General features: G+C 46.6%; 14 protein-coding genes and 1 riboswitch. Of the genes, 7 read left to right on the top strand and 7 right to left on the bottom strand.

Annotated elements, in window-relative coordinates:
* Positions 1 to 25 precede the first annotated feature (25 nt).
* Both L5M51_RS04000 and L5M51_RS03995 read right to left on the bottom strand, forming a co-directional pair.
* Positions 26 to 631: a DUF4274 domain-containing protein gene (locus tag L5M51_RS04000; protein WP_131523757.1), complete on the bottom strand. Its 606-nt coding sequence runs from the start codon at positions 629 to 631 to the stop codon at positions 26 to 28.
* Between the two features lie 99 nt (positions 632 to 730).
* Entirely contained in the window at positions 731 to 1,156 is a 426-nt protein-coding gene (locus L5M51_RS03995) for an HPP family protein (RefSeq protein WP_263171707.1), read from the bottom strand.
* A gap of 256 nt (positions 1,157 to 1,412) precedes the next feature.
* Here L5M51_RS03995 and L5M51_RS03990 point away from each other — a divergent pair, with 256 nt between their 5' ends.
* Positions 1,413 to 3,179 carry an alkaline phosphatase D family protein gene (locus tag L5M51_RS03990; protein ID WP_263171705.1) on the top strand — a complete coding sequence of 589 codons (1,767 nt, stop codon included), beginning with the start codon at positions 1,413 to 1,415 and terminating at the stop codon, positions 3,177 to 3,179.
* Between the two features lie 284 nt (positions 3,180 to 3,463).
* Positions 3,464 to 4,030, top strand: a complete 567-nt coding sequence (locus L5M51_RS03985; protein ID WP_028759331.1) for a phosphoribosyltransferase — start codon at positions 3,464 to 3,466, stop codon at positions 4,028 to 4,030.
* An 86-nt stretch (positions 4,031 to 4,116) separates the two neighbouring features.
* Here the strand turns inward: L5M51_RS03985 and L5M51_RS03980 are convergent, their stop codons facing one another.
* Positions 4,117 to 5,394 (bottom strand): glycerophosphodiester phosphodiesterase family protein, encoded by a 1,278-nt coding sequence (locus L5M51_RS03980; protein ID WP_263171703.1) that lies wholly within the window; start codon positions 5,392 to 5,394, stop codon positions 4,117 to 4,119.
* Positions 5,395 to 5,764: 370 nt separating this feature from the next.
* On the opposite strand from L5M51_RS03980, the gene L5M51_RS03975 reads away from it, so the two are divergent.
* Together L5M51_RS03975 and L5M51_RS03970 are read left to right on the top strand one after the other, a co-directional pair.
* Entirely contained in the window at positions 5,765 to 6,067 is a 303-nt protein-coding gene (locus L5M51_RS03975; RefSeq protein WP_105250177.1) for a DUF3622 domain-containing protein, read from the top strand.
* A 380-nt stretch (positions 6,068 to 6,447) separates the two neighbouring features.
* Positions 6,448 to 7,632, top strand: a complete 1,185-nt coding sequence (locus L5M51_RS03970; protein ID WP_263171701.1) for a DUF3103 domain-containing protein — start codon at positions 6,448 to 6,450, stop codon at positions 7,630 to 7,632.
* A gap of 98 nt (positions 7,633 to 7,730) precedes the next feature.
* Here L5M51_RS03970 and azu read toward each other — a convergent pair whose 3' ends face one another.
* The 3 genes from azu to rihA form a co-directional block, all read right to left on the bottom strand.
* Positions 7,731 to 8,207, bottom strand: coding sequence for an azurin (gene azu / locus L5M51_RS03965; RefSeq protein WP_028759449.1), 477 nt, complete (start codon positions 8,205 to 8,207; stop codon positions 7,731 to 7,733).
* A gap of 293 nt (positions 8,208 to 8,500) precedes the next feature.
* Positions 8,501 to 9,412 carry a ribokinase gene (gene rbsK, locus L5M51_RS03960; RefSeq protein WP_263161474.1) on the bottom strand — a complete coding sequence of 304 codons (912 nt, stop codon included), beginning with the start codon at positions 9,410 to 9,412 and terminating at the stop codon, positions 8,501 to 8,503.
* A gap of 19 nt (positions 9,413 to 9,431) precedes the next feature.
* Positions 9,432 to 10,388, bottom strand: a complete 957-nt coding sequence (gene rihA, locus L5M51_RS03955) for a pyrimidine-specific ribonucleoside hydrolase RihA (protein WP_212599711.1) — start codon at positions 10,386 to 10,388, stop codon at positions 9,432 to 9,434.
* Between the two features lie 234 nt (positions 10,389 to 10,622).
* Between rihA and L5M51_RS03950 the strand changes: the two genes are divergently transcribed.
* The 3 genes from L5M51_RS03950 (at position 10,623) to L5M51_RS03940 (ending at position 15,512) form a co-directional block, all read left to right on the top strand.
* A complete protein-coding gene (locus L5M51_RS03950; protein ID WP_263171699.1) occupies positions 10,623 to 12,065 on the top strand; it encodes a hypothetical protein in 1,443 nt (480 codons plus the stop codon).
* 134 nt (positions 12,066 to 12,199) lie between these two features.
* A riboswitch (cobalamin riboswitch) is annotated at positions 12,200 to 12,434 on the top strand.
* 108 nt (positions 12,435 to 12,542) lie between these two features.
* On the top strand, positions 12,543 to 14,504 hold the full coding sequence (locus L5M51_RS03945; protein WP_263171697.1) for a TonB-dependent receptor: 1,962 nt from the start codon (positions 12,543 to 12,545) through the stop codon (positions 14,502 to 14,504).
* Positions 14,505 to 14,783: 279 nt separating this feature from the next.
* Complete coding sequence (locus L5M51_RS03940; RefSeq protein WP_105250172.1) at positions 14,784 to 15,512, top strand: HDOD domain-containing protein; 729 nt, start codon at positions 14,784 to 14,786, stop codon at positions 15,510 to 15,512.
* A gap of 80 nt (positions 15,513 to 15,592) precedes the next feature.
* On the opposite strand, the gene L5M51_RS03935 is transcribed toward L5M51_RS03940, so the two are convergent.
* Positions 15,593 to 16,498 carry a LysR family transcriptional regulator gene (locus tag L5M51_RS03935; protein ID WP_263171696.1) on the bottom strand — a complete coding sequence of 302 codons (906 nt, stop codon included), beginning with the start codon at positions 16,496 to 16,498 and terminating at the stop codon, positions 15,593 to 15,595.
* Between the last annotated feature and the right edge of the window lie 24 nt (positions 16,499 to 16,522).

Below are 16,522 nucleotides of genomic sequence, written 5' to 3'. Positions count from 1 at the left end.
CGCGCTGATAACAAAAGGTCAGCACTTATTGGTTGCCCCATTTGCCCGATTTCAGTAGTTCATTTTTAAATTGTAGATACCTTGGGTGCCCTTCATCGGTTTCGATTTCCATAGTGCTATAAGGGGCAAAAATAGCCCCTGGAATTTGGCATCCTCTAGTAAGAACGTCCTCTAATGAGGGCATAAAACATTCTTTAATCGGGTCAAAATGGATTTTATAACTGGCATAGCCGCGCGTAATAAATCTATCGGTTATGGTTTTGAATAGCAGTCCAAAAGGTGTGTCGAGCGTCTCCGGCGTGGAGTAATAAAAGCCTTGTCCGTACCAGTAGAGTAATAAGGCGGTACCTGCATCGCAGAGTGGATGTTCGATAATCGCCCTGACCATGTTTGGGTCATGATCGTCCCAATTCAAGTTCCCCGCGACAAAATGCAATTCCTCCATACTTTGTAAGTCACTGATACAGGTGATTTGTGTCGCCGCTTTGCCAAAGTAGGTACTGTCTTGATGTAAAAAGTCGTAATCGGGATCGGCGAGTAATTTGGCGAGTTGTTGTTGATTGGCAAAACAGCCAAATTCTGCGCATTCATAGGCGCGAATAAATTGTTCCTGGGAGAGTAATTTAGCCAAGGGAATCCTTTCTTTTTATAGAAAATACAGTTTATAAAAAATACAACGCTAGCCTTTACGTAGTAAAAGGCTGACATAGAAGAAAAGGAGCGTAAAACGTTACGCTTGCTGTTGCAGCAGAGTACGGCACAGCTTAATAAAGTCCGATGAAGTGACGATACCGAGCACTTTTTTATCGGCATCGACGACGGGCAAGCAGCCGAGTTTGTTTTCAATAAAATATTCCACCACCACAGTTAAGGGCTCGTCGGCGGTGAGATGCTGATACTCTTTATCCATCACTGTCGTGATTGGCGTGTATCGCTCTTTACGTTCGAGCGCGCCTTGGCCGTATTTGTTTAGCATAGACATCACGCTGGCGATCATTTTTTTATGGGTGAGTACGCCAACGAGGGTGCCATCAATTTCAGAAATCACGGGTAAGTGGCGTACGCCACGGGTTTGCATCAGATGGTGGGCATCTTTCAAACTGGCGCCATCGCTGATGCAGATGACTTGATCACTCATAATATCGCTGACTTTCATTGTATAAATTCCTTTTCTTGCCATTCTCTGGCGTGCATTTCACACGCTGCGTTAGCCTGCACCGATGTTAGCAGCTTCTCTGTAAGCTACGCCAGTCCTGCACAAATAAAGTACGCTATCCAGTATAAGTGTTTGAATTGATAGATATCATAAAAGGCTGACAAAGATGTCACAAATATGTAACAGTGATATCTCACAATCGTGGTCTTATTAGACCTCATACCAGTGAAGCCTTATCTAACAAGGAATAATAATAATGAATCGTACCGTAACTCGTCGTGATTTTTTGGCTATGTCGGCCAAAGGTGTTGGTGTTGCTGTGATCTCTTACGGCTTGATGGGCTGTAGTGATAGTAATGATGATAATTCTGTACCCGCGCAATTTTTACATGGAATTGCCAGTGGCGATCCGGCAGTCGATGCCGTGATCCTCTGGACCCGTGTCACGCCTGAGTCTGAGGGCGATGTAAAAGTGAGTTGGCAAGTGGCAAGCGATGCGGCCTTTAGTCAATTAGTGACCACAGGTGAGACTGTCACTAATGCGAGCCGTGACTACACGGTTAAGATTGATGCCCGTGGTTTACGTGCCGGACAAACCTACTTTTATCGCTTTATGACGGGTGATAAAACCTCAGTTGTGGGTAAAACCCGCACTCTGCCTGAGGGTGACGTTAGCTCAGTCAAATTAGCCGTGATGTCCTGTGCTAACTTTCCTGCCGGTTATTTTAACGTCTATGAGTTAGCGGCGGCGCAGGATGATTTAGATGCTGTGGTGCATTTAGGCGATTACATCTATGAATATGCCCGCGGTGGTTATGCCAGTGAGCATGCTGCCGAATTGGGGCGTGAAGTGTTACCCGCCAATGAGTTGCTGACGTTGAGTGATTACCGCACTCGCCATGGTCAGTACCATACCGATGCGAGTCTGCAAAAGTTACACGCGAAAGTGCCTTTTATTACAGTGTGGGATGATCATGAAGTGGCCAATGATACTTGGCGTGATAGTGCCGAGAATCACAACGAAGGCGAAGGGGATTTTGCAGTTCGTAAAGAAGCGGCACTACAAGCTTATTTCGAGTGGTTGCCGATTCGCCCATGGCGTGAAGGGAACCATGAAGAGATTTACCGCAGCTTCAGTTACGGCAATCTCGTCGATCTGCATATGCTGGATACTCGCGTATTAGCCCGTGATAAGCAGCTCGATTATGCCGATTATATGGATCCGACAACGGGTTCGTTTGCGGGTGAGCGTTTCCTTGCCGATGTCACTTCGACCACTCGCACTATGCTGGGGTTGACGCAATTATTATGGTTGCAGGGCACATTGCTACAGTCGACAGGCAAGTGGCAAGTACTGGGGCAGCAGGTATTAATGGGTAAGATGTCATTGCCGGCGGCGATTGCCACTCAGCAGATGAGCATTCCCCAATTTGCCATGTTAGGTGCGTTAGCTAAGTTAGCGGCCCGTGCGGCGGCAAATGATCCCACACTGACTGCCCAAGAGCTGCAATATCTTCAAGCTAATCAAGCCCTATTAACCCCAGAAGTTATTGCACTGCTGCAATTACCTGCAATCCCGTACAACTTAGATGCTTGGGATGGTTATGCCTATGAGCGTGAAGTGATTTTAGGTACGGCTAAATCGAAAAATCTCAATCTAGTTGTGATCGCGGGTGACACCCATAATGCATGGGCAAACGAGCTTAAAGACGTGAATGGCGATACCGTTGGGGTGGAGTTCGCGACCAGCTCAGTGTCTTCACCAGGTCTTGAGTATTATTTGAATCTGCCAGCGGAGCAGATCCCCGCGACCGAGGCGGCGATCGTCGAGTTAGTGCCAGATCTTAAGTACGCTAACTTAAGAGATCGAGGCTTTATGACACTCACCTTTACCGCTGATGAGGTGCGCAGCGACTGGCATTATGTGGATACCATTTTGTCGAAGGATTTCCAAGTTGCAACGGCCCGTGGTTATAGTGCTAAGACAAAAGTAGGCGAGCATGTGATTACGCCTATCGTTTAATGCGGTATTGTTCGCTTGTTTATCGGCCACCTTAGGGTGGCCTTTTTGTTGCTTTTGGCTTTAAAAGGCAAAATAAATGTCTGTTGTCACGCAAGTTCTTACTATTACTGCAGCACATCGCATTTTTTTGGTATAAAATTCGCTCCCAAAATTCGGCGGCTGCCTACACTTGCTAAGGCAAAGCTGTTCTAGTGTTTTGGGAACCTTTACCCGCCGAACAGACCTTACAGGGGTCATAAGCTTTAACGACCTAAGAATAAAATCAATGTGATGGGGACTGTGTCATGTCAGAAAAGTATTTTGTTACCGCGCAGCAATTGCTGGAAGATTCATTTTTATTAGCTTCGCAAGTGTATGAGAGTGGCTTTCGTCCGCAATTTATCGTGGGTATTTGGCGTGGCGGTGCTCCAATCGGGATCGCGGTACAGGAGTTTTTCGATTTTAAACAAGTTGAAACTGATCACATTGCCGTGCGTACCTCTTCTTATTATGGGATTGGCACCGACAAACAAAGCAAAGAAATCAAAGTTCATGGCCTGCATTACATCGTTGAAAATGCGAACGCGAGTGACGGTTTGTTGATTGTGGATGACGTGTTTGACTCTGGCCGTAGTATTCATGCATTAAAAGAAAAACTCAGCCAACTGATGCGCCTAAATATGCCAACCGATATCCGTATCGCTTGCCCTTATTACAAGCCAAAAAATACCGCAGTGCCTTTAAAACCCGACTATTACATTCATGCCTCTGAAGACTGGTTAGTTTTCCCGCACGAAGTTACAGGTTTAACGCCTGAAGAAATTGCCGAAGGTAAGGGCGATTTAAAGAATATCCAGCACCTGTTTAAATAGCTCGCGGCGAGATATAGATTATTTTCGCAATAAAAAAATGCGTTAACGATTAATCGTTAACGCATTTTTTTTTCTATATCGATGACTTATAAATCCATACAGTTAGCATAGTAAGTCACTGTGGCGGGCCAGTCGGAGAACACTCCAATCACGCCGACATCTTTCGCCAGTACATCAAGTAATTCAAAGGTATCGCCTTCGTTATCTATCGCTTCGGTAATGCTTTGATAGTAAAAGCCGCCGCCATTTTTTAATAAACCAGATCGCTCCAGCGACCAAGTGATGATCTTAAGCCCTGCGCCTTTGGCGGCCTTAGCGTATTCCGAAGGAATGATCTTTTTGTCCGCATCTAAGGCGACTAATACCCAGAGTGGCGGCGCAATAATTTCGACGCCTTGGGTCTTTAAATCCGCCATTGATGGTGACCAAGTGGCTGAGTTCTGCGGATCAAAGGCGCTGTTATAATCGTATCTGTCATCGAGAAACACAGCTTGCTTCGCAAATTCAGGTGCGTTGGCGACCCAATATTTGATGTCATCTAAAATAAATGACTGGGGGAATACTTGCGAAACATCGACGCCCGCCGCCGTGTATTCATCCAACATTTTTTGCGCGTAATCCTGCTGAGTAAAACCATCGAAGGGCATAGATACGCTGGCGGCTTTTAGCTCAGGCGTCATCTTCACACCGGCTTTTTTAAACATTTCAATACTTTCTGCGTGGGTCATCAAGGTGCCATTGCCAGCATAAAGATCGGTGCGCCAGCTTGGGGTACCATTGATGAATTCGGCCGCAGTGGTCGCTTTCGGATTGTTGCCTTCCATCTTACCCTTGAGAGTTTTAAATTCGGCGAGGGTGATATCGCTAGTGCAACAGGTTGCCGATGCGCTGACGCCATTGGCGGCATCAGCAGGAGTGAATGGGCTCGAACATTTATTGGCAAGTTCGGGTATGGCTAAAATGTTGGTCGTGCTGGCAAGATCGCACTGTGAGTGGCGGCACACTAAGGCTTTATCGGCGGTGAAGGTGACATCACACTCGACTATGCCTGCGCCCGAATCGATAGCCGCTTGGTAGGATTCCTTTGTATGCTCAGGGAATTTCATTGGTGCGCCACGGTGACCGATAGAAAATTCGCTGCGATAAAAACTGTCAGTGGTGCATTGTTCTAAGCGGGTTTTAAGTGTGCTGTCTTGCATTTGACGTACGAGGAATAAGGGTCTTTCTCCCACTTGAGCAGGAACGGATTTGCTGGTGGGTGGCGTGACTGCGGCGTTATCATCGTCATTATTGCAACCGGCTAATAAAGCGCTCGTGGCAATTAACAGGCCGAGTGAGAGCGACGAAATAGGGCGTAGTTTCATCAGATTTACCTATGAGTAATGATGTAAATTATTAATATTAATCAGAAACTCTAAAGTGTTAATGTGACTGAAAAAGCCTATTTGTATGACATAAACAAGAATATATACCGTTTGCACGACGATTATCTAAGGCACGCTAGCTTGCGATAAACTGCCTTCGACAGAGGACGGTCGGGATATATGCACAGTGTTGCTTTAGATGTGAGCATTGACTCCACTGGGCGAGTCGATGAAACTGGCATGAATATTTTCATCTGGGCGATCTTTCTGGGCCGAAATCAAGTACACTGCGCTCCTTTTGTTTTATGATGAGCGTTTGGTTCGCTTGATAAGACAAACGTGACAAGCATCATTTAGGAAATAGAGCAGAATGAGCAAGGGCAAAAAATACGATTTTCGCGTGACACAGGGCGACAACGGTTGGAAAACTGAAATCACTCGTCGCATGACATCAACTAAAACAGTTGTGTCTAAGAGCCATGATGGCTTTGCGACTGAAGCCGAAGCGCAAGCTTGGGGCTTAACTGAATTACAAGTGTTTTTAGGCACGTTAACTGAGCGCAATAAACGTCGTTCAGAGAAACAAGCTAAAGCAAAATTAGCCGCTGCATTAGCGGCTGAAGCGGCAACTGATGCCGAAGATCTTGACGAAGATGATTTCGACGAAGAGTAACACTCATTCGTTTAACCTTGTCTTATCAAGCCAGTGTGACTGTTAGGGCGCGCATAACGCGTTCTGAAACGTCACTCTGGCGATGAACAGCAAAAGGCAGATCTTAAGATCTGCCTTTTGTGATTTTGTCGCTCGCGAAACTGTGCATATCAATTCATTTCATCCTATTTCCTCGTTTATCTTCATACACTCTGTTCGGCTGGACTGATCTACTGATGCTGTCATTAGCTTGTTTTTATCGCATTTAGCCGGGATTACGTACCCTATACCATTAATAATTAACGATAACTATTATCATTTGATTTACTTAGATGCTGCTCTGTGCTCATATGTAAGGAATTCGAACGCACGTTTAACTTTATCAAGGTAAGGGAACTCCTATGAAACTACTTCAATCTAGTTTATTGCTGTGTTTGTCGGCTTCGGCAACCCTGAGTTATGGCCAAGCCTTAGATGGAGAGGCGTTACGCTTACTACAAGCGTCGCTAAAGGATTCGACTTTGGATGCACAAGCGCAGTTAACCAATACTAAGCGGGCATTGGCGTTAGATTTAAGCCATCAATATGCGCAGCTTGCGCCTATCTTACAGACTGAAATAAACCAGTATCAGTTGGCAGTAAATGCCGATGACATTCTGTCTCAGCATAGGCTCAATGATAATGTGATCACCAAAGCCGATGCGTCGATTCGCCGAGTGAAGGGCTTAAGTGCCAAAGCAGATTCTCTGGTGCAAGTGCGTCTGGCGGATGAAACCATGTTAACCCCATGGCAGCAAGGTGAGTCTCCTCTATTTGCCTATGAGCCCGATGGTGACGAGCGTCAGTGGGATTATATTGAAGCCTTTGATATTCATGGACAAGTGCATCAATTAGACGTGTATAACCTGCCGCAGCAACCAGTGTTTGTGGTCGGTATCGATAGCAAAAAAGCCTTTGTGGCTGGCTTAGAGGTGATGCGGGCGACATTTGCCGAGGCGCAGTCAGCGAGAAAAGAGGGCGCGCTACTGAGCCGTGCACAAACACAGGCGGTGGCAGATAAGCCGATTTCAACCACAGTGATCAAACAAATATCCTTGAAGGATGACCATGAGCCGTGGATTTCTGGTCGTGCCGAAATTTACGGCATAGTGACAGGGGTTGATCCAAGCCGTGAAGAGCCTGTGCTCGATATCGTCGAAATGCCCTATTTAGATTATGCGGATACGACTTATTATCCGAATCAAATCATCATCCATTGGGAGCGTTATCGTTGGGCGGCTGCGGACATGATCTTAATGGAGCATGACGATGGTACTAACTATAAAGTGTTGGCCACTAAGCTGTTGGAAGCGGCGGAGCAGATCTTAAAGTCGATCCCCGATCCAGAAGCTCAGGGTTATGCGCTGATCCCGCAAATCACCAATGGTATTTTAAGTGTGATGCCGGATGCTTGGTTCACCAATGACGATGACTTTGTCGACGTGTATTACACTTTACAGGAAGGGGTTGAATATCCTAACTTGAACGGCGCTAACGGTAATGCGATGACGAGTTTTGCTCCATTAGTCATCCAACCAAGACCATGATGGATTAGTGCGGCTAAATGCAATGGCTGAAATGTAAAAGCGGATCCTAAGATCCGCTTTTTTTATTGACTAACTTAAGGTGAGGCTAGGCCATTCCTTTAAGCTTTTAACTTGAAACTGCCTTGCATAATCGCCCAGTGACCTGGGAAGCTGCAGAAGAATTGGTAGGCTTCGGTAGCGCTCATACCGGCAGTGCTAAAGGTGATAGACGTTGATTCGCCACCGCCCACTAAATCTGTGTGTGCGATAACGCGCGTATCACCCGCTTTGACATAGGCTGCATCAGGACCTGCACTCATACCTTCGGTCGCTACGGCTGACATATCGGCTGCCTTAGTTAATACCCAGTTATGGCCCATCGCTGCTTTTGGCAAAGTGCCTGAGTGGGTTAAGGTTAAGGTCACTTCTTTACAGCTTGCAGGTACAGACAGCTCTTTAGTGTCAAATTGCATTGCATCAGTGGCGGCAATTTTCAGTTCACATTCGTTGGCACTCGCTTGGCTAGCGAATAATAATCCTAGGCCGATTAGGCTAGTGCTGGTCACGTTACGTAAAGCTGTGCTTTTTGCTTTCATCTGGTACTTCCTTATTTGAACAAGGGTAGCCGAGCCGTTTTGACTCGGACATGCACCTGCCAGCATAAGCAATCTTCATTAAATGGGAATGAAATCAGCGTGTAAATTATGTATATGCAACTTTAGGTTGAAAGCTTGCATCGTTATTGGCGGCAAAATTGTTAGCGGTAAACATAGGTGAGTACTTATTTGGAGTGAACTAAGTACTCAGGAACTATTATTTATGTGTTTGATTTATAAATTATAATTTTTTGTTCTAACGCAGGGCGTCTACTTCAGAACGTCTTACGTTTTTAGTACGAAAGCTCCTGTCGATAGGGAATCGCACGTTGTGCGCCTGGGCGAGTGACAGTAATGGCACTGGCTGCATTGGCAAATCCCACGGCTGCAGCAATCGACATGCCCTCGCTTAAGCCCACAACTAAGGCGCCATTGAAGGTATCCCCTGCGGCGACTGTGTCTATGGCCTGCACTTCAAACGCAGGTATTAGCCCATTAAAACCTGGGCTGCTGATAAATGCGCCACGGCTACCTAAGGTAATGACCACAATCTTTACTCCCTGCTGGTGGAGAAGTTGCGCTGCCATGTGTGCATCATCAATATGGTTGATCTCAACTCCCGTTAAGGCTTCTGCTTCGGTTTCATTGGGGGTAATAATATCTACCCACTTGAGTACATCTTGGCCAAGTGCCGTCGCTGGAGCAGGATTTAGTACAGTCGTCACGCCAAGATTCTTGGCTATTTGCAGCGCCTTTGCCACTGTGGCAGCGGGCGTTTCCAATTGTGCTAACAAGTACTCCGCATTAGCAAACAGAGCGTAATGAGCTTCTAAGTCATCGGGTGAAAGGCTGGCGTTGGCACCTGCGGCAACGCCAATCGTATTCTCACCGTTATCACCGATAAAAATCATGGCAGTGCCTGTGCTCAGTCCGGCTATTTGGCGGATCCCTTCCGCACTGATGCCATCTTTCATCCAGCTTTGACGCATATCATCGCCGATACTGTCTTGGCCGAGGTGGCAGATAAAATCAGTGCGTGAACCTGATTTGGCTAAGCGCGCGCAGGCGACGGCTTGATTGGCCCCTTTGCCGCCCTGTTCGAGGCGGTAATCTCGGCTCATTAAGGTTTGCCCTGCAGCGGGCAGGTACTCAAATTTCATCACATGGTCGGCATTTGCACTGCCGATAACGAGTATCTGGCTCATAGAAGACTCACTGTCATTTTTATCTGCGATTGAGATAAGTTGCATCATAGACGCGTAAACTGTCTACCAGTAAATCGACAAAGCCTTGCCTATCGATCCCAAACAGCACAGTCGCATTGGCGGCTTTACCTGTTAACTGATAGCGATCGACCACTGTCATGCCTAAGGTCAACTCACTTTGGGTTTCAATACTTACCCAGCAATCTTGCGCCTCAAATAGCTCAGGTTTAAGCAACCAAGCGATAGTGCAGGGGTCGTGCAATGGCGCACCAATAAAGCCCCATTTAGGATCTCTGTGGTAAATCATAAAGAAATCCAATAATTCGGCGACGCACTGAGCAATTGGATTTTGAATCGCGCGAATGCGTTCTATGTCTTCATCCATGATTTGTGCCTGATGAGTCACATCGAGCCCACACATAGTGATGGGAATACCGGATTTAAAGACAATATCGGCGGCTTCGGGGTCGACAAAAATATTAAACTCGGCGGCTGGGGTCCAATTACCGACACCGGCTGCACCGCCCATTAGCACTATGCGTTCGATCTTGGCGTGTAATTCGCTATGACTCGCCAGTAAAAGGGCGATGTTAGTCAGCGGCCCTGTGGGAATTAAGGTTACTGGCTGATGACTTTGGCGAATTTGCTGCGCCATTAATTCAACTGCGGTAATGGCTTGAGGACTAAAACTTGGATTAGGCAATGCAGGGCCGTCGAGTCCGGTTTCACCATGGACATTGTCGGCAATGATTAATTCGCGGGCTAATGGCTTGGCGGCGCCGCCAGCGACAGGAATATCACTGCGATTTAATAAGGTTAAGATCCGCAGGGCATTATTGAGCGTTTTATCCGGCGTTTGGTTGCCGGCACTAGTGGTGACGGCCAGTGGAACCAGCTCTGGATGGGCGAGAGCTAAAATGAGCGCAATGGCGTCGTCATGGCCGGGATCGCAATCCAGAATAATAGGGCGAGTCATACTGTTACTCCTTTAAACAGCGGTGATGGGGGCTTAGAATAGCATGCCATCAGTTAGGCGCTAGCCTGTGTAGGGGACTTGCAGAGTAAACTGTGAGCATTTTCGTCTTTTTATCAACAAGCTGCTAGAATTCTGCCCATTTTTGACATTAGGCGATGTTAGGTCAATCCATTCTCGCTCTGTCCGCTGCACAACATTGAATGACATCTCCAAGCAAATATAAGGAAATAAGTAATGCTCACTCATCGAATCACTTGGCCTAAGGTTTTACTCGTGGGCATGGTTGCCATGCAGATCTCTGGCTGTAGCGATCCTCAACCTATGGCCGTTGTGGAAAGTAATAACGAGTCATTGCTACAGTTTGATAACGGTAAACTCATCCAATTTAAGGAAAATCCGAGTCCACAGTATCGCCATATTCTTTGTGATTTACCCGCAGTCGAGACTGTGGTCACCAACAGTTCGGCCTTTGCGGCGTTAACAAAATCCGGTGAGGTGATCACTTGGGGTGACAGTTATGCTGGCGGTGATAGCCGCGAGGTGACGGAGCAGCTTAAGCGAGTTAAGCAAATCGTCCCAGTTAAGGACGGGTTTGCCGCGCTACGTCAAGATGGCACTGTGGTGTACTGGGGCAATGCGGGGAAATATAGCCTCGACAAAGCCCTGCAAAACCGCATGACCAATATTACCAAGTTGTTCGCTAATCAAGAGGCCATTGCGGCCCTTGATGCTAATGGCAAGGTGCATACTTGGGGTTATGGCCCCTACGGCGGCAATAGCTTACATGTACAGGATCAATTAGTTGATGTTGTCGATATCTTTGCCAGAGGTCGCAGTTTTGTCGCCCTCAAAAAAGAGGGCAGTGCTGTGATTTGGGGGCAGGTTGAAGAGTCGACCAATATGAAAAAGTTACTCCCGCAGCTTACGGATGTAGCGAAGATCGAATATTTTCAACACACCTATGCCGCCTTGAAAAAGGACGGCACTGTGGTGAGTTGGGGTTGGCGCAGTGATGCTTACTCGATCCGCAGTGCTTTAAAGGATGTGGCGAGTATGACGGCAAACAATTGTGCCTTTGCGATTTTAAGCCCTACGGGGGATGCGCATTTTTGGGGCGATGGGATTAACTGTGGTGTCGATTGGATTAAAAAAACCGATATCACAGGGGTAAAAGAGATTATCAGCATCGGCTCAGGCTTTTTATTACTGCGGGATAAGGCCGTGCCGCAAATTGTGGCCGACGATACTGATTACGCTCATATGTTTGGGTTTCACTATGCCCAAGACATTCTTGATAAATATTGGCAGGAAGGCAGCGTCATTACTCGAGGGCCTGCCTCCTTTGTGTTTACGCGTCCCGATGGCAAAGTGGTGCCTGTTGGTTATCGCGCCAACCGTGATAATGTGGAAAAGTTAATGGCACGTATTCCGCGACTCACTTGGTTAGATGGCGCAGATGACGGTTATGTTGGCATCAGCGAAAAGGGGGAGCTGGTCTCTTGGTCGATGAATTTGCCCATGTTCGACAAGTCGCCAGTGCAACCTGCTGACTCGTTAGTGATTAAACCGCTGGATTTTACCCCCGTTGCCCAATGTGAAACCCCTGAGCAGCGTCAGGCGATTTTGAGCAAAGATAGACCAAAACCTGCGGCAAAAAACTGGGATGGCGTTTTCTAGCTCATGTGAGTTTTCTCGCTAATCTGAGATTAATGGACTTTCATCCGTATAGACGTCTATAATGCGCGCGCTCAGGTCTGATATGCCCTGAGCCTTGTTGGGCGTTAACAGGTTGTACGCCCTTTGAACCTAATTTTGAGTCAACCTTCTGTGGTGCTTGCGATGATAGCGTCGTGAGATAATCGGGAAGCCAGTGAAATTCTGGCACTGCCCCCGCAACGGTAAAAGGTGAGAGACGACCGCGTTTGATTGGTGTGTTCAAGAGTGAACCCGAAAGTCAGAATGTGAAAGGTCAGTCTCGCGTTAATCTAACTTTAATGGATTAACATAGCCTAAGTCCGGAGACCGGCCCTAAAGGTGTTTTTGAGATTTCGGTGGGCAGATCTCAAAATGCGATAATCACCGTCAGTATTTACGACTGAATTAACGGTATCGTGGCGTCAATGCCCCGTTTTCCTTGCAGGAGTTAAAGGTAAAATGGGAACAAATCCAACAAAAATCGCGCTGCTGATCGGCAGCCTTTGCAGTTTTTCAATTATCGCGCCCGTTATGGCGGTTGACGATACCAGCACAGCTAAAGTTGACGAGCATCTTGTCGTGATCGGCCGTTCTGATAAGACCCCGTTAAATATTGCCGCCAATGTGAATGTGATTGATGCTGCGGCTATTGAAATGAGTGGCGCGACTAATTTGACCGACGTCTTACGCGGTCAAAGCGGTATTCAAATTTCGGATAACAATATTGGAACTAGCTTTGCGATGCGCGGTTTTAGCGCCAGCACTGCCGTTAATAACACGCTGATTTTACTTGATGGTCGTCGTCTCAATAATATCGATATCGCCGCACCTAGCCTTAATGCCATTCCGCTTAATCAAGTGGATCGTATTGAAATTTTATCGGGTAGTGCAGGTGTACTTTATGGCGATCAAGCCGTGGGCGGGGTGATTAATATTGTCACTAAGTCCCCTGAAAATACTGGCGGCAGCGTGCAGTTATCTGGCGGTAGCTTTGATACCTATGAAGGTCGTGGTGATGTGTCTGGCGCGATCAACAAAGATTGGCGTTACTTTTTCACCGGTAGTTACAACCAAGGTGACAACTATCGCCAGCATAATGCCAACGAAACCGGCTCTATTCTTGGCCGCATTCAATATAAAACAGCCACAGACTCCTTCTTTGTTGAAACCAGCTACTACGATAACGATCGTGAAAATCCGGGCTCGCTTACTGAAAAGCAATTTAAAGACGATCCCCGTGCTTCATCAAATAAGGTAGAGTATGCCCACGAGATGACCACTGCGGCGCGAACGGGTTACCAGCATCAGTTTAATCAAAACTGGGCGCTGGCGGCGGATTTAGATTACAGCGATACCTTAGTGTCTTCTCTTAATTGGGGGGCGAACAGCCATAACACACGCTCACTGTTAATGTTTAGCCCTAAAGCGTTAGCGAATTACAGTACGCGTCAAGGCGAGCTAAACCTAGTTACTGGCTTAGATATCAGCCGTGGCAAGGCTGATTTTGACACTATGGCGCGCAGTAATGTGCAGCAAATGCAAAGCGCCTATCTACAAGCTACAGTGCCTTTAAGCCATACTTTAAGTTACGTTGTGGGTGGCCGTTATGCGCGTGTGACCGACGAGTTAGTCGATGGCAATGTCTATCCTAATGGCATGGATTTAGACGAAAATGCCCACGCATTCGAACTGGGTTTAAATTACCGCCCAACTGCGGAGCACAGACTCTATGTGCGCGCTGATGATAACTTCCGTTTTGCCAAAGTGGATGAGCAAGCTTATACATCGCCGGGCGTATTTGGCTTAAAGCCGCAAACAGGCCGTTCCTATGAGGCGGGTTGGGATTGGGCTGTCGCTAGTCAAACCCTGCGAGTCAGCCTATATCGTCTCGATTTAGAGGATGAAATTGTTTATGACTCGAGTGCAGTTAAACCCATAGGTGGAAATTTCAACGGTGCAAACGTAAATGCCGACGCTTCTCGTCGTTATGGCGCGGGTGCCGATTGGGATTGGCAGATCACTAAAGCGCTGCAACTCGGGCTAGAGTATAACTATACCGACGCCGAATTTACCGATGGTGCTAACGATGGCAAAGAGCTGTCTTGGGTGGCAAAACATACTGGGCGCGGTTATGTCAGCATGGATTTTGCTGAGCATTTCCAAGTATTTGCCGAAGCTATCTACACGGGGGATCGTTTTATCGAAGGCGATAACGCTAATCAAGGTGATAAGCTAGCAAGTTACGTGCTTGGTAATTTAGCCTTGAATTATAATCGTGATGCTTGGCTTGCCAGTCTGCGTATCGATAATGTATTCGATAAAGATTATGTCAGTGCAGGTTATTACGGTGGCGATTGGGGGGATAGTTACTATTCTGGTCGAGGCCGTGATATTCGTTTCACTGTGGGCTACCGCTTCTAAATATTAATGAGCTATTTAATAACAAAGCCAGACTCAGTCTGGCTTTTTATTTTTTACGTTGAGTTCAAAGAATAAATTTTAAAATAGGTATAGTCTTGAATATCGTTTTAGTAGAGTGGTTTAATTGTCGTTATCTATAGTGTTAGCGGACAGTCATTACTAAATAGGAGTAATTTATATTTTACTCTGCTGTTTATGGCTGAAATTCTTAGTATTTTAGGTATGATGTGAGCTGTAACCGAATCATCTTATTGTTAATAAACAGGTGTAAAGTGTCTTATGACTGATCTTGAGCAACAGGTTTTTACTCAAGTTAGAGCTATCATAGCGAACGAAGAGCAAGTGATTGGCCGCCGAGGAATTCTAATTCCACTCAAAAAAGCGATCCTTGCTGAAGGCGACATTCGTAATGTGATTGACATTATCTCGAGCGATCCCGCATTGGCAGCGCACATGCTTATGCGCAGTAATTCCGCGCAGGCTGCTGTAGTGGAAAATCACAAAACTCGCTCGTTGAAAGAAGCTTTGATCCGCTTAGGTCAAGTTAATATCTATCGCTACGCCTTTACGTTCTATTTAAAAGAACGCCTCGATGAACTGCCACAGCCCTATAAAAAGTTGGTCCAAGGTTATTGGAAGCTGACTGAAGATATTGCAACGGATGCGGTAGATAGCTTAGCGGATATGGAAGGTGTGGAGGTTGATGCTGACGAAGTGCAAACCTTAGCTCTGTTCAGTGTGTTCGGCCAAATTATCGCACTGACCGCATTTGCCTATTTAAATGCTAATGCCGAACAGTCATTTCCTTTAAGTGTGATTAAGTCATTGATTGATAATCAACAACAGACCTTAACCATCGAAGCGTTCGAGGCGTTAGATCTCGATCAGGATCTGCGTCAAGAATTTATGATCGCCCATAATTTGCGTCAGACCCGTAATCCTAATTCATCAGGGTTGATACTGCGCCGTGTCTTGTCTATGCGTGGATTGTTGATGAATCCGCTGTAATTTGTCGATGCTATGAAATAGTCATTTGACTCAATAAACAAGCCTGCATTCGCAGGCTTTTTTACTCAATGTCACCCGCATTAATTCGTCTTCTGCTGGCGGGATAAACCTTCCCTCGCCACCAGTTGTAACCAATTTTGGATCAATGCAGAGTTAGCACTGTGGCGGCGATAGGCACCAAATAGCGGTCGTTTCAGACCTTCTTGGCCGAGTTTTACCGTAGCGAGACTCAGTCCATGTCCTTCATTAATCGACCAACTTGGCAGTGCGGCTATGCCGTCTTTACAGGCGATGCGTTGCAATAACATCATGGTTAAATCACAGGTTTTTTGCTCGCCTGCCTCTATGCCCGCAGGTTCTAAAAAGTGGCGATAAATATCTAAACGTGTCAACGGCACTGGATAACTGATAATAGGCAAGTGTGCTAATTGCTTAGGGGTGACATAGGCTTCTTTTGCTAGAGGATGATCTTTTGCAACCACTAGCTTCACTTCAAAATCAAACAAATGCTGGTAGGCGAGTGAATGCCCAGGCACAGGATCTGAGGTTAATACAATATCCAGTTCACCTATTTCTAAGGCATTGAGCGAGTCGAATAGGTGACGGCTCGACAAGTCTAACTCGGCTGCCGGATGATCTTGCCTAAATTGCTCCATTACAGGCATTAACCAGCGAAAACAGCTATGGCACTCAATGCCGACACGCAACTGATTGGTTTCGGTTTCCAGCCCATTCTTCAAATCTGTCTCGGTTTCTAACACCTTAGGCAAAATCTCTTCGGCCAGATGCAGCAGGCGTGCACCTTCTTGGGTGAATGACAGTGGCTTACTCTTACGCACAAAAATGGGCGAGTTAATCCTTTGCTCCAACTCCTTAATTTGGTGTGAGAGGGCGGATTGAGTGACAAAACGTTTTTTGGCTGCGCCCGCCAAACTGCCGCTTTCTTTCAGGGCCATTAATGTTCGCAGGTGTCTTAGTTCGATCATGTTCACTCCAAGTGAATTTCGCTC

The sequence above is a fragment of the Shewanella sp. SM73 genome (assembly GCF_025653795.1).
Taxonomy (GTDB): Bacteria; Pseudomonadota; Gammaproteobacteria; order Enterobacterales; family Shewanellaceae; genus Shewanella; species Shewanella oncorhynchi.
This window is presented reverse-complemented; position numbering and strand designations above follow the sequence as displayed.